Source organism: Lonsdalea britannica (assembly GCF_003515985.1).
Lineage (GTDB): Bacteria > Pseudomonadota > Gammaproteobacteria > Enterobacterales > Enterobacteriaceae > Lonsdalea > Lonsdalea britannica.
Window position 1 is genome coordinate 3364546 of sequence record NZ_CP023009.1, and the last position, 14131, is coordinate 3378676.

The following is a 14131-nucleotide window of genomic DNA, read 5'->3' on the forward strand; positions in this document are numbered from 1 at the left end:
TATGGCCATGGCGAGTATGTTCACGCGCACCAGACGATAGACCGTGATATAGGCAATCAGAGTTCGAAGGCGGTACGAAGAGAGTCACGTTCTGCATCGCTCAGATCAAGACGCATTAACCGATCGTCCAATAATACAGGGATGTTGGCATCTTTCAGTAATACCGCCCACGCCTGTTTCATACTCTCGTCCAAATAAATGGGCTGTTCATTTCGCTTCAGCAGGCTCGCCAGTTTGATTTTCTTATTATCTTCGCCGATATAGGTATAGGGCTGAACGCGCATGAAAACCGATTTTCTGATCTCGCTGACTTCGACAGGAACAAGCGTCAATTCCGACAAACATTTCGCTTTACGACCAGCACGAAAAAATTTCACGCTGTTATTAAAGGACAGAATAACTAGAATAAGCAAAGCGCCGACAAGTCCGCCCGCGGCGATAATACGGTTATTCAACTTATCCAACCCTAGCGTCAGCGTCGCCAGCTCAGGATGCTCGGACGAGATCACGACATCCGTTGTGTAATTGCCGCGAGAGACATCCAGAAACATGATATTTATCTCTGATGCGTGTTGTTCATTTTTATAATTGTACTCCACATCCGCAGAACAGATCGTAATGCTATATTTCATTCGGCATTTACCATGAGAAATATCGGCATTATCAATAATCAGCGGGCTTTTATTGATAATATAATCTCGATAAATATCGGGCACTTCGCCTTTAATAAACACCAAAGCGAAACATAGCAATAACAAAGCCACAATAAACGCACCCAGACTGCTCGCAATGCCGGGGCGGGAAATAAAAATGGGTCGAGAAGAGATTATCGCCTTTGCATTTTCCATTAAAAACATATCCTTATTTTGCTGCTGTAGTGAAATTGACGTTTCATATAAGTCAGAAACAACAAAAAGCGGCGCGATTATAATAACTTTCCCTTCTTCTGTAAAAAATTCATTAAGCCTGGAGCAAAAATCACAGTTCATTGAATAGCAAAAACTCTCATATAATAAAATATGGGTTAGTTCATAAAATAAAGAGGTATTGCTAATAAAAGCCGGTCAACCTGATCGCGTCGGCCGATCTCTCTGTCATCACTATTCGTTAATCAGCCCTTCCCCGCGCCAGCCAAAGTACACGTGAGAACATATGGCGAATTAGTGGTGGAATGGCTTCTTCGCCTCTTGCCGCGGCGTCCATCGCAACTTCTATCGCGAGATCCGGCTTGGAGGTGCGGTGAATAGCCTTGCTGATAATTTTGGGCGGCGACAGCGGGACATTGTCCGGCAGTTGCGCTACGCGGTGGTAAACCTGCGCAAAGCCGCTTTTGTACATGAAATATTCCATATCTCGCGCTGGCAGCATCGTCAAATGATCGCGTTCATGTTCCTGCTGATCTACCAACAAGCTTCGGGTCGTGGCGGCATACTTTTTCCCCGCATCGTCGCCATCGACCAACACATGCCACTCGATGCCCATACGCTGAGCGAACTTGAGCAACGGCTTCAGGCCCGCCTGGGCGAACTCCACCACCTTCACCCCTTCGGCGCCGAAACGGTGACCGCTTTGGCGAGCCAGTTCGCCGATCATCCAGACCTCGGTCTCCCCTTCCACCAGCAGCCAGCAACGGGCAAACAGCGACGCAGGCCGATTAATGCGGATATGGAACGCAATACGGCGCGCATCCTCCACCGACATGCCTTGTGGCCCGAGGCGATAGGTCGCCACCCGCGTCGAATGACGCACCAGTCGACACAGTTGTTCCACCGGCACCAGCGATAGCAATTCGCCCGAGTTGGTCGTGGTCATTTTTTGAAGCGGTAGCTGACTCAACAACCCCCAGGCCACGGACAACATAATCGGATGCAGACGCGTTTCTGGATCTTCAATCAATAATAGTGGACGCGACTCCGGGTCGAGCCTCACCGCGCCTTTCGCCTGCAGTAGCGTCACGAACAGGCTAAGCAAAATAAGGCGATGATTCCGGCTGTTGGGACCCGCCATCATGCGGTTGAGCGTATCCAACGCTCGCCACGAGCGGCCGCCGCCCAACCGGGCATGTCGCTGATGACGCTCGCTCGGCGACGCGTTTTGCTCGGAGAAATAGTGCTCAACCAGCTGACGCATAATCGCCACGCCTTGATGCAGATCGCGATGGGTTATGCGATTAGGGTCCTGCCCCAATGCCTCAACCAGCGTTTCGAACTGCTGCGCCAGATGCTCCCCATGTTCGGCTTTCGCTTCAATCGCCGGCGTGGGCAACCGCCGCATAAATCGAGCATCCCGTAATCTGAGCACAGGATGAAGGCGAATCAGCGCCTGTACCAGCGCATCGATATTCGACAAAGGGCGCGCTTGACCATGCTCATCCAGAAAATTGCGCCAGGTCATGACCGCGTTTGACTCATCAACCTCGCCTTCCAACCGATAAACAATCCGTTTCAGGCGATCGTCGCCGTGAATAAATAAAGGAGATAGCTTACGGTAGCGCGCAGAGTGATGATGACCGACATCGGTTTCACGAAACGTGAAAACGACCTGAAGGTGGTTTTCGCGGCTACTCTCGTCGCCGGGAGTAAAATGGAAATCATCCAACTGGAAGCGATACAGCGGCTGCGCGGGAGACAGTAGTAGAGACAGCGCGTCGAGCAAGCTGGATTTGCCCCAGGCATTTTCACCAATCAGGACTGTGTTCTCCTCCAGCGCCAGAGACAACCGGTTAATCCCCCGGAAACCCACAATATCGACCTTTTCCAGATACATGCGCCACTCCTCATGGGCTACTTCATTACCAGCATGGCGACATGCCACCGACAGGGGGAAACCCTGCCCGCCATCACCGCTTTACCCGATTTTGTTTTTTATTTAAAATCACACAATTACAACTTATCACGCCAGCTAAACCGCGCCACTCTCCCAAGGAAAATCTTCACCATGTATTCAGGATTATTGATTATTCTGCTGCCGCTGGTACTGGGCTATCTGATTCCGGTGCGCCATCAAAGCGTGCTGCAAGGGGTCAATCGGCTACTGAGCTGGATGGTGTATGTGATCTTGTTCTTGATGGGCATCAGTCTCGCATTTCTGGAGAACCTGAGCAGCAACCTGCTTGCCGTACTGCAATATGCCGCCGTCAGCACGGTCTGCATTATCGCCGCCAATCTGTTGGCGCTGTGGCTGCTGGAGAAACGCAGCACCTGGAAGGCCACGGCGGTCTCCCACGACGCACTCCCTTCCCGGCTAAAAATGATGCTGGAATCGCTACAACTGTGCGGCGTGGTGTTAGGCGGATTCCTGTTAGGGCTGAGCCAATGGCCCCCATTAAAATTTGCGGCGTCCGGCGGAGAATACGCGCTGCTTGTGCTGCTGTGTCTTGTCGGGATCCAACTGCGCAACAGCGGCATGACCTTGCGACAAATCGTACTCAATCGTCGCGGCACGATTATCGCCGGTGTCGTCGCCGTCAGCGCACTGTGCGGCGGCGCGCTGGCTTCAGTGCTGCTCGATCTGCCGTTAAAAACCGGTCTGGCGATGGCTTCCGGTTATGGCTGGTATTCGCTCTCGGGCATTCTAATGACGGACGCCTACGGTCCGGTTATCGGCAGCGCCGCCTTCTTTAACGATCTGGCGCGGGAACTGATTGCCATCATGCTGATTCCCAGCCTGATTCGCTCGCGACGCGCCAGCGCGCTCGGCCTGTGCGGCGCTACCTCAATGGACTTTACCCTGCCGGTGCTGCAACGTAGCGGCGGCGTCGATATGGTTCCCCCCGCCATCGTGCACGGTTTCATCCTGAGCCTGCTCTCGCCAGTCCTGATCGCGCTATTCGTCGCATGATCCAACAGAGCGGGTGAACACCCGCTACTGACCTCCGTATTTCTCCAGCAGCGAATCCACGATAGCCTCGGTTTCCGCATCGGCGATACCATCGAAGCGCTGGGAGCGGAAATGCATCTGGAAGGCCGCAATCACACGCTGCTGCTGTTGCGCCGTCATCGAATCACTGACCTCGTAGCCATAGCGAGCCAGTTTATTCAGCAGCAGGCGGGGAGCGACAGGTTCACTCGGCGCGCGGCTCGCAAGATAAAATCGCACCCGATCCGCATCAGGCCAGGCACCAATACCGGCATCCGCCAGCGCCTTCCAGGGGAATAGAGGTCCGGGATCGACCTTTCTTTGCGGCGCGATATCGCTATGGGCCACCACATTTTGAGGCGCAATTTGATGACGTTGCAAAATATCGCGCGCCAGATGCGTCAGGAGCTTCACCTGCTCCGGCGAATACGGCGCCCATCGGCATCCCCCCAATAGCGCACAGCGGTATCCCTGATTCTCTAGTTCAATCCCTATAGAGACAGAATTCAGTTGAACCGCTCCACGCCAATAGCTAATGCCGGCATGCCACGCGGCCTGAGACTCCGGCACCAGTTGCCACGCCACGGGACGTCCCGCGCTTAGCGGCGGCTGTTCAGGGATCAAATAGTGCGCGCTGACCTCGCCCTGCGTCAGGAGACGCAGCGAGTTGGCGAAGTCTTCCGCGGTATAATGAATGACCAGCAGTCTGACTCGGGAGGTCTGATTGCGCGAAACCGCCTCCGTGTACAACTGGTAGTTTTTATCGATGGTCGAAGCGGGCACGCCCGTGACGGGCGCTTTGCATCCTGCCAGCAGCGTCAGGAGTCCGAAAAACAGCACGTCACGCATGAACCCGCGACCGTTAACGGCTGATTTTGACGGCGGTGCCGCTGATCGTGACCATCAGCATGCTGCTGTCCTTTCCCACGGTTTCATAATCAATATCGATGCCAACCACGGCATTGGCGCCTAATTCCGCCGCTTGCTCTTCCAGCTCTTTGAACGCAATCTGGCGCGCGCGGCGCAGCTCTTTCTCGTAAGCGCCTGAGCGGCCGCCGACAATATCCCGGATCCCCGCAAAGAAATCACGGAAGATATTCGCGCCGAGGATCGCTTCCCCCGCGACCACGCCGCAGTATTCCGTAATCACAAAACCTTCCAGCGTGGGGGTCGTAGACAGTTGCATAGCAATCTCCTTAAGCAATACGGATGAGTCGTCGAAAACATCATTATCATGTTTACGCAGTCACGGCGAATGGCGCGATGCCGCCTGCGTCAAGCCGACAAAGTATAGCCTGCGAATGCGCGGGAGCCTCCGGCGGATTCACGGCGGTTCTACCGTGGAGAATACCGTAGGCGATGAAAAATAGTTTGTTTGCTGTGTTTCTCACCTGAGATATCAGGCGATGGGGACGGGATACCATTATTTTATGCTACTAAATGGGCAATAAAGCACCTGTTTGCAAATTTTAACCCGTGACGATTGCATAACTATTCTGCCAACGTTACCATTTGCGGCATCAATGTCTATTCAATTATTGCGCATGAGTATTCAACTAGACAGCATTAACTGTTTCTACGGCGCGCATCAGGCGCTGTTCGATGTCACCCTAGACTGCCCGGTCGGTGAAACGCTGGTCCTGTTGGGCCCCAGCGGCGCGGGAAAAAGCTCCCTTCTGCGAGTGCTAAACTTGCTGGAGATGCCGCGTTCCGGTTCGCTGTCTATCGCCGGTAACCAGTTCAACTTCAGCCGCACACCGGGCGACGACGCTATTCGCGAACTTCGCCAGAACGTGGGGATGGTGTTTCAGCAATATAACCTGTGGCCGCATCTCACCGTGCAGCAGAATCTGGTCGAAGCACCGTGCCGCGTACTGGGCTTAGGTCGACAGGAAGCGCATGCCCGCGCTGAAAAACTGCTGAAACGTCTGCGTTTGAACGACTTCGCCGACCGCTATCCGCTGCATCTTTCCGGCGGCCAGCAGCAGCGTGTGGCGATTGCGCGCGCGTTGATGATGGAACCGCAGGTACTGTTGTTTGATGAGCCGACGGCAGCGCTCGATCCGGAAATCACGGCTCAGGTCGTGGGCATCATTCAAGAGCTAAGCCAAACCGGCATCACCCAGGTCATCGTTACTCACGAGGTGGATTTCGCGCGTAAAACCGCTAGCCGCGTGGTGTATATGGAAGACGGACGCGTTGTGGAACACGGCGACGCTTCGCACTTCACCCAGCCGCAAACCCGTGAGTTTGCCAGCTACTTATCACACTGATGATTCAGGAAAGTTATATGAAAAAGGTACTTGTTGCCGTGCTGCTTGCCGGATCGAGCTTGTCAGCCAGCGCAGCAGACGCCCTGCGTTTTGCGACTGAAGCGTCTTATCCTCCCTTCGAATTCGTCGGCGCCGACAACCAGATCCAGGGATTTGATATCGATCTGGCTAAAGCGTTATGTCAGAAAATGGAAGCGACCTGTACCTTCAATAATCAGTCGTTCGACAGCCTGATCCCGGGTCTGAAATTCCGCCGCTTCGATGCCGTTATCGCCGGTATGGACATCACGCCCGAACGTCAGCGTCAGGTCAGCTTTACCCAGCCCTACTATGACAACTCCGCCCTGTTTATCGCCCAGAAAGACAGCGTGAAAGCGGTGTCCGCGCTGAACGGAAAACGCGTCGGCGTGCAAAATGGTACGACCCATCAGAAATACCTGCTGGATACGCATCAGGACATCACCGTCGTGCCCTACGACAGCTATCAGAATGCGGTGCTGGATCTGAAAAACGGTCGTGTTTCCGCCGTGTTCGGGGATACCGCGGTAGTCAATGAATGGCTGAAGCAGAACCCCAATCTGGCCGTTGTCGGCGAAAAGGTGACGGACAAAGCTTACTTTGGCGCCGGTCTCGGCATCGCCGTTCGTCTGCATAACGATGCGCTGCTGCAAAAGTTCAACGATACGCTGAACGGCATCAAACAGGACGGGACTTACCAGGCCCTCTATCAAAAATGGTTCCAGCAATAGTCTGATACCCAATGATTGAATTACACCCTTTAGTCAGCGCCGCCGGTATGACCGTCGGCCTTGCCCTTTGCGCTCTGTTTTTAGGCCTGATTCTGGCGATGTTGTTTGCCCTGTGGGAAACGGCACGCTGGAAAATCGTCAGCGCCTGCGGCACCGCGCTGGTCACCTTGATTCGCGGCCTGCCGGAAATTCTGGTGGTGCTGTTTATCTACTTCGGCTCTTCGCAGCTGCTGCTGATGTTGGCGGACGGATTCACGATCAATCTGTATTTGTTCCAGATTCCGATCCAGCTGAATATCGAAACCTTCGAAGTCAGTCCATTCTTATGCGGCGTTATCGCGCTGGCGCTGCTGTACGCCGCCTATGCGTCACAGACATTGCGCGGCGCGCTGAAGTCGGTCCCTCGCGGTCAGTGGGAATCCGGTCAGGCGTTGGGAATGACCAAGGGCGCGATCTTTCGTCGTCTGATCATGCCGCAGATGTGGCGCCATGCGCTGCCGGGACTGGGAAACCAGTGGCTGGTGCTGCTGAAAGATACAGCGTTGGTATCGCTGATCAGCGTGAACGACCTCATGTTGCAGACCAAAAGTATTGCCACGCGAACGCAGGAGCCTTTCACCTGGTACATGATGGCTGCGGCCATTTATCTGGTGATCACCCTACTGAGCCAGTGGGTCCTCAAGCGTATTGAAACCCGCGCCACTCGCTTCGAACGGAGGCCCTCCTGATGCTTGACTATATTCCCGAGCTGCTCAAGGGACTGCATACCAGCATCACGCTGACGGCCGCCGCGCTTATCGTGGCGCTGTTTTTGTCGCTGCTGCTGACCGTCGTGCTGACGCTGAAGACGCCGTTGCTTTCTACGCTGTCTCGCGCTTATATCACGCTGTTTACCGGCACCCCGCTGCTGGTGCAGATTTTCCTGATCTACTACGGTCCGGGCCAGTTTGACGCCATCAAGCAGATCCCCTGGCTGTGGTCGTTGTTCTCTCAGCCGTGGCTGTGCGCCATGGTCGCGCTGGCGCTTAACAGTGCCGCCTACACCACCCAGCTGTTTTACGGCGCGGTGCGGGCGATTCCCGACGGTCAATGGCAATCCTGCGCGGCCTTGGGGATGAACAAACGCCAGACGCTGCGTATTCTGCTGCCTTTCGCCTTCAAACGTGCGTTGTCATCCTACTCGAACGAAGTCGTGCTGGTGTTCAAAGGGACCTCCCTCGCCTACACCATTACGCTGATGGATGTTATGGGCTACGGGCAACAGCTGTACGGGCGCACTTACGACGTTCTGGTGTTCGGCGCCGCTGGCATCGTTTACCTTTGTGTGAACGGTCTGCTAACGTTAATTCTGCGGATGGTTGAACGCAGGGCTTTAGCCTTTGAAAATCACGATGCATAACGACGCGCGACCGTGATACTGCCAGCCCGAAAGAGCCCGACTCTCTCGGGCTTTTTTATGCAGTCAGTACGCAACCCATGATGCGAGGAATTCGGCGCTAATCGGCGAAGGGCCTTCGCCTCAGCTTTCCCATCCAGTCATACCGCTCAGCGCCCTGCCTCACTATTGAATTTATAGTTATTTTATTTGCATATAAATTCACTCAATGGCAAGGTAGGCCTCTAAGGCGGACCGTGATTTCGTCTAAAAATAATTATCTGGAGTGAACACAATGAAGAAATTGGTACTTGCCACATTGCTGGCTGGAATGACCTTTGGCGCGACGGCTGCGGACAGCATTCGGTTTGCCTCTTCGGCCACCTATCCGCCGTTTGAATTCATGGATGCGAATAATCAAATCGCCGGCTTCGATATGGATCTGGCCAAGGCCCTGTGCGACCAGATGAAGGCGACGTGTACCTTCACCAATCAGGCGTTCGACAGCCTGATCCCGGCGCTGAAATTCCGTCGTTATGACGCTGTCATTTCCGGAATGGACATCACCCCAGAGCGGAGCAAGCAAGTCGCCTTTTCACAGCCCTACTACGCCAACTCCGCCATTGTGATCGCGCAGAAAGGGAAATTCGCCACTTTCAGCGATCTCAAGGGTAAACGTATCGGTATGGAAAATGGCACCACTCACCAGAAATACCTGAATGAAAAGCATCCTGAGATACAGACGGTGTCTTACGACAGCTACCAAAATGCGATCATCGACCTCAAGAACGGCCGTATCGATGGGGTATTCGGTGATACTGCGGTGGTCAATGAGTGGCTGAAAAACAATCCTGAGCTGGCGACGGTAGGCGAGAAAATCACCGACCCAGCCTACTTCGGCATTGGTCTGGGTATCGCCGTACGTCCGGACAACACCGCCCTGCTGACCAAATTGAATCAGGCGCTGAGCGAGGTGAAAGCAAACGGCACCTACAAAACGATCAGCGATAAATGGTTCCCGGCGCAGTAAGTCAGAGAGATATCATCGTCAACGGGCTGCACAACAGCCCGTCTTAACCCCCTTCCCGATTCAGCCCCTCACGTTTAATCCGGGTTTTACCCACAAGCACTTGATGACGAGCCAGGAATTGTCACGCCACCCGCTTCAGCAAGGTCAGCACTTCATAATGCGCGGTATGCGGGAACATATCGAACAGCTGAATTTGCTCGGCGCGATAGTCCGGTAGACGCGACATATCCTTGGCCATGCTTTGCGCATTACAGCTGGAGTACAGGATGTACGGCGGCGCCATCCGGCTGAGGTACTGGCAGAGATCTTCCCCAATACCGCGACGAGGCGGGTTCACAATCACCAAATCCGGCACGGCCCCTTCCCCGGTCGCGAACCGCGTCGAATCGAGCGCCTCGAAGTGAACCTTCTCCAGACCGAGCTGCTCGGCGGAGCGTCGCGCGCAGGCGATGGCTTCAGCGCTGATTTCAATGCCGGTCAGCGTCATCTCCGGCGTTGCGCAGTGAAGCCCGAAGCCGCCGACACCGCAAAACAGATCCCACAGGCTGTGAACCGGTAGCTCGCGCACCCAACGTCGCGCGGTATCGTATAACGCGGCGGCCACGTCAGGATTAGTTTGAAAGAAACTGTGAGGACGGATGGCGAGCGGTATCTGATTGAACGCTTCCTCCAACACCTGCTGTCGACTCAGCGGAATCTCTCGGTCACCTTCCATGATCGCCTGATGCACCGGCTGGATATTCGCCGAGATCACGGTCAGCTGCGGCAGCTGTTCCTGTAACCACGGCAGCGCCGCGCGCAGTTGATCCAACTTGGTTTCCGAGCGCAAAACAAACCGCAGCATACATTGACCGTTCAACCGACTTTCCGTCAGCAGCAGGTATTTCAGTTCGCCGCGCCGACGGGCGACCTGATAGGGCGTTAATCCCGCCCGTGCAATAAACGTCTTCAATACCGCGAAGATAGGTTGGAAACTGTCGGGATAAAGCGGGCAATCGCACAGATCGACGGGAGTGCCGTCACGATGTAATACGCCCAATAGCGGTCGTTCGACGCTGCCGCTCACCACCATTTTGGCTTTGTTGCGAAAAGCCGCGAGCGGCGACGGAAATGCAGGGAGCCACTGACGAACCGGATGGTCGACCAGCAATTCATTCAAGTGCTGCTGTTTGTCTTCCAACTGCTGCGGATACTCTTTTTCCAACCATTGGCAGGAACGGCAGGAGCCGTCGTTGTAGCGGGCGCAATCCATCACGGTAAATCTAAAACCTGTTAAGAAACTAAAGGAGGCGAATTGTATCACCCCCTTGAGCGAAAGATTATTTGTGGCGCATAAAAAATCGCTGGCTGCGCCGGGGGACAAACAGGAGCAACAACATGACGACATCCGCCGCTTTGTGTTCCAGCAGCTGTTGAAGCACGCCCATTTCATCCTCTGCGCTTAGATAAAAAATGGGAGGCAGCACATTCGCGACCGACGCGACAAGAAGGTAGAGCACCGTCAGGCCTTGGCAAGCCAGATAGCACCAGCGTCCCCAGTCGCGTCCATAAAGCACCGCAAACCCACAGCGAACTTCAAGGCAAAACAGCAACCATGCCGCCAGCATCAGCAGCGTGGTATCCCATTGCGCGGCGCTGTCGCTTAGCCAACCGCTGAACCCCTCCAGGCCCAGCTCGCCAATCACCAATGCCAGCCCCACGCAGCGGGTGGCGATAATCCCGGTTCCCGCCACCATAACCGCGACGGGCGTGCCGCGTCGGTACAGTCGCAATGCATCCTTTTTTATAGACAGAATAAGACTCTCCTCCCCATAAACCATAACGCCACCTCAAATCAAGGTGGCGTTATGGTGACGGCCGGACCGGCGCTCACTCGCAGTATGCCGATCAGCCCTGACGGGCTTTTTGCATATCGCGTTGCCGCTGCTTCTCCGCCCGAGCCATAAACCACCACGCAATAATACCAATAATGCCAACCACCAAGAGTATCAGCGAAGCCAGCGCGTTAATCTGCGGATTAACCCCCATCCTCACGCTGGAGAAGACTAGCATAGGTAGCGTGGTTGCACCGGGGCCCGAGACAAAACTGGCGATCACCAGATCGTCCAGCGACAGCGTGAACGCGAGCAGCCAACCCGAAACCAGCGCAGGCGCAATCATCGGCACGGTGATAATAAAGAACACTTTGAGCGGCGTCGCGCCCAAGTCCATCGCCGCTTCTTCGATCGAATGGTCCAACTCGCGCAGACGCGCGCTGACGACCACCGCCACATAGGCCGAGCAGAAGGTCACGTGCGCCAGCCAGATGGTCAGCATCCCACGCTCCGCCGGCCAGCCGATGGCGTGCCCCAGCGCGACGAACAGCAGCAGCAGCGACAGACCGGTGATGACGTCGGGCATCACCAATGGCGCCGTCAGCATGAAGGCGAAACCGTTCGACCCGCGGAAGCTGCCGAAGCGCACCATGACCAGCGACGCCATCGTCCCAATCACCACGGCCATCGTCGCCGACGCCGCCGCAATCGTCAGGCTGAGCACCACCGCGCTTATCATCGCGGAGTCATGGAACAGCGCCGTATACCACTGCGTGGACCATCCCGCCCATACTGTCACCAGACGAGAGCTGTTAAACGAGTAGACCACCAGCATCAGCATGGGCGCATACAGAAAGGTGAAGCCCAGCACCAAAATCAAAATTCGCCAAGGGGATCGCACTGCCGGTAAATCATTCATGCCTGCTCCTCCGCCGCTTTATTTTGGTGTTTATGGAACCAGATGATGGGGACGATCAGCAGGAGCAACATGACCGTCGCCACCGCGGACGCCACCGGCCAATCGCGGTTGTTGAAGAATTCCTGCCATAGAATACGGCCGATCATAATGCTGTCAGGGCCGCCCAGCAGTTCCGGAATAACGTATTCGCCGACGGTCGGGATAAAGACCAGCATCGACCCCGCGATAATACCGCCCTTGGTCAACGGCACGATGACGCTCAAGAAGGTTTTGAACGGTCGAGCGCCAAGATCCAGCGACGCTTCCACCAGCGAGTAGTCCAGCCGCGTCAGCGCGGTGTAAATCGGCAGTACCATAAACGGCAGGTAGGAGTACACCACGCCGATGTAAACCGCCAGATTGGTGTGAAGGATCGTCATCGGACTGTCGATAACGCCTAGCCACAACAGAAAGTTATTCAGAATGCCGTTTTCTTTCAAAATCCCCATCCACGCATACACCCGGATCAGAAACGACGTCCATGAAGGCAGGATCACCAGCAGCAACAGAATATTGCGGGTCGACGGTTTGCTGTGCGCGACCGCCCAGGCCAGCGGATAGCCCAGCAGCAGACAGAGCAGCGTCGAAATCGCCGCGACCTGCAACGACTGGAGATAAGCCTCGATGTACAGCGGGTCAGATAACAACTGCAAATAGTTGCCGATGTTCAGCGCAATATTTAACGTGCCATCGACCCACGTCATCAGATCGGTATATGGCGGCACCGTACGCGCCATTTCCGCCAGACTGATTTTGAAGACAATCAGGAACGGCAGCATGAACAGACACAACAGCCATAAATACGGCAGCGCGATCACTGCTTTGTGTCCATGCAGCATCCGCCAGCGCCTGAGCAGGCCGACGGTTTTTCCCGATGTCGGGTGTTGTTCAGATAAAGTCGTCATTGATGTGTGCTCCCCTTGCTACACCGTCAGCACCACACAGCTGTCCGCATCCCAGCACAACCGCACTTCATCGCCCCACGTCGGCGCATTTTTGCGATAGCGATAGGCGTTCTGCAACTGAGCGCTGATGATCTGTCCGCTTTGCAGGCGAACGTGGTAAATCGACAAATCGCCCAGATAAGCGATATGAACGACCTCGCCCACCGCGAAGTTGCAGCCGTCTTCCGGCACGTTTTCACACAGCATGATTTTTTCCGGGCGCAGCGCGATGGATACAGGTACACCATCGACGACCGAGACGTCGGAAGCCACTTTGAGCGGATGCACCAGCCCCGGGCTTTGCACGATGAACGCATCGTCCTGACGCTCCTGCAACAGCCCTTCAAACATGTTCACCGAGCCGATAAATTCCGCGCTGAACCGGGTGGTCGGATTCTCGTAAATCTCTTCCGGCTCGCCGATCTGCACAAACTTGCCGCGGTTCATGATGGCGATACGCCCCGCCATCGTCATCGCTTCTTCCTGATCGTGAGTGACCATGACGCACGTCACGCCAACGCGATCCAGAATATCGACGACCTCGAGCTGCATGCGATCGCGCAGCTTTTTGTCCAGCGCGCCCATCGGTTCATCCAACAGCAGCAGCTTCGGACGTTTCGAGAGGCTGCGCGCCAATGCGACACGCTGGCGCTGGCCGCCGGAAAGCTGATGCGGCTTACGGTTGGCGAACTCCTGCATATGCACCAGCGACAACATCTCCGCCACGCGGTCTTTGATCTCGCCGCGTGACAGTTTGTCCTGTTTAAGGCCAAACGCGATATTTTTCTCAACGGACATGTGGGGGAACAGCGCATAGGACTGGAACATCATATTGATAGGACGCAGATAAGGCGGTACCAGCGACAGATCCTGACCGTCCAGCATGATTTGCCCCTGCGTCGGGCGCTCGAAACCGGCCAGCATGCGCAGCAGTGTAGATTTACCGCAGCCGGACGCACCCAGCAGAGCGAAGAGTTCACCCTTGTAGATGGTCAGGCTGACATCATCAACGGCCACTTGTCCGTCGTAGGATTTGGTCAGATTGCGGACCTCCAGCAACGGAGTGACCGCCTTTTGGGTTTTAGGCTGAGGGCGGGAAATCGCTTCGTTCACAAATAGGGCTCTCCGGC

General features: G+C 55.3%; 14 protein-coding genes and 1 pseudogene. 6 read left to right on the plus strand and 9 right to left on the minus strand.

Annotated elements, in window-relative coordinates:
- Positions 1-56: 56 nt before the first annotated feature.
- Complete coding sequence (locus CKQ53_RS15455) at positions 57-848, minus strand: hypothetical protein (RefSeq protein WP_085653019.1); 792 nt, start codon at positions 846-848, stop codon at positions 57-59.
- Positions 849-1107: 259 nt separating this feature from the next.
- Complete coding sequence (locus CKQ53_RS15460; RefSeq protein ID WP_094117494.1) at positions 1108-2766, minus strand: ATP-dependent nuclease; 1659 nt, start codon at positions 2764-2766, stop codon at positions 1108-1110.
- A 171-nt stretch (positions 2767-2937) separates the two neighbouring features.
- Here CKQ53_RS15460 and CKQ53_RS15465 point away from each other — a divergent pair, with 171 nt between their 5' ends.
- Positions 2938-3840 (plus strand): LysO family transporter, encoded by a 903-nt coding sequence (locus tag CKQ53_RS15465; RefSeq protein ID WP_085653020.1) that lies wholly within the window; start codon positions 2938-2940, stop codon positions 3838-3840.
- A 24-nt stretch (positions 3841-3864) separates the two neighbouring features.
- Here CKQ53_RS15465 and CKQ53_RS15470 read toward each other — a convergent pair whose 3' ends face one another.
- A complete protein-coding gene (locus CKQ53_RS15470) occupies positions 3865-4707 on the minus strand; it encodes an N-acetylmuramoyl-L-alanine amidase (protein WP_094117493.1) in 843 nt (280 codons plus the stop codon).
- A 13-nt stretch (positions 4708-4720) separates the two neighbouring features.
- Positions 4721-5044, minus strand: a complete 324-nt coding sequence (locus CKQ53_RS15475; RefSeq protein ID WP_085652308.1) for a heavy metal-binding domain-containing protein — start codon at positions 5042-5044, stop codon at positions 4721-4723.
- A gap of 358 nt (positions 5045-5402) precedes the next feature.
- On the opposite strand from CKQ53_RS15475, the gene artP reads away from it, so the two are divergent.
- The 5 genes from artP (at position 5403) to artJ (CKQ53_RS15500) (ending at position 9285) form a co-directional block, all read left to right on the plus strand.
- Positions 5403-6131, plus strand: a complete 729-nt coding sequence (gene artP / locus CKQ53_RS15480) for an arginine ABC transporter ATP-binding protein ArtP (protein WP_162896370.1) — start codon at positions 5403-5405, stop codon at positions 6129-6131.
- Between the two features lie 17 nt (positions 6132-6148).
- A complete protein-coding gene (artJ, locus tag CKQ53_RS15485) occupies positions 6149-6880 on the plus strand; it encodes an arginine ABC transporter substrate-binding protein (protein WP_094117492.1) in 732 nt (243 codons plus the stop codon).
- Positions 6881-6891: 11 nt separating this feature from the next.
- The gene (gene artQ, locus CKQ53_RS15490) at positions 6892-7608 is read left to right on the plus strand and encodes an arginine ABC transporter permease ArtQ (protein WP_085652305.1); all 717 of its coding nucleotides are present in this window, start codon (positions 6892-6894) and stop codon (positions 7606-7608) included.
- On the plus strand, positions 7608-8279 hold the full coding sequence (artM, locus tag CKQ53_RS15495; RefSeq protein WP_085652304.1) for an arginine ABC transporter permease ArtM: 672 nt from the start codon (positions 7608-7610) through the stop codon (positions 8277-8279). Before artQ ends, artM begins: the two co-directional genes overlap by 1 nt.
- A gap of 271 nt (positions 8280-8550) precedes the next feature.
- Positions 8551-9285: an arginine ABC transporter substrate-binding protein gene (artJ, locus tag CKQ53_RS15500; RefSeq protein ID WP_085652303.1), complete on the plus strand. Its 735-nt coding sequence runs from the start codon at positions 8551-8553 to the stop codon at positions 9283-9285.
- Between the two features lie 121 nt (positions 9286-9406).
- On the opposite strand, the gene rlmC is transcribed toward artJ (CKQ53_RS15500), so the two are convergent.
- From rlmC to potG, 5 genes and pseudogenes are all read right to left on the minus strand, one after another.
- Positions 9407-10537 carry a 23S rRNA (uracil(747)-C(5))-methyltransferase RlmC gene (gene rlmC / locus CKQ53_RS15505; protein ID WP_085652302.1) on the minus strand — a complete coding sequence of 377 codons (1131 nt, stop codon included), beginning with the start codon at positions 10535-10537 and terminating at the stop codon, positions 9407-9409.
- A gap of 67 nt (positions 10538-10604) precedes the next feature.
- A complete protein-coding gene (locus CKQ53_RS15510) occupies positions 10605-11057 on the minus strand; it encodes a YbjO family protein (protein ID WP_254901497.1) in 453 nt (150 codons plus the stop codon).
- Positions 11058-11172: 115 nt separating this feature from the next.
- Positions 11173-12018 carry a putrescine ABC transporter permease PotI gene (gene potI / locus CKQ53_RS15515; RefSeq protein ID WP_085652301.1) on the minus strand — a complete coding sequence of 282 codons (846 nt, stop codon included), beginning with the start codon at positions 12016-12018 and terminating at the stop codon, positions 11173-11175.
- Positions 12015-12899 (minus strand): annotated as a pseudogene (gene potH / locus CKQ53_RS15520) (putrescine ABC transporter permease PotH); the annotation flags it as partial. The pseudogene potH and the gene potI, both read right to left, overlap by 4 nt.
- 81 nt (positions 12900-12980) lie before the next feature.
- Positions 12981-14114, minus strand: coding sequence for a putrescine ABC transporter ATP-binding subunit PotG (potG, locus tag CKQ53_RS15525; protein ID WP_085652299.1), 1134 nt, complete (start codon positions 14112-14114; stop codon positions 12981-12983).
- Positions 14115-14131: the final 17 nt, after the last annotated feature.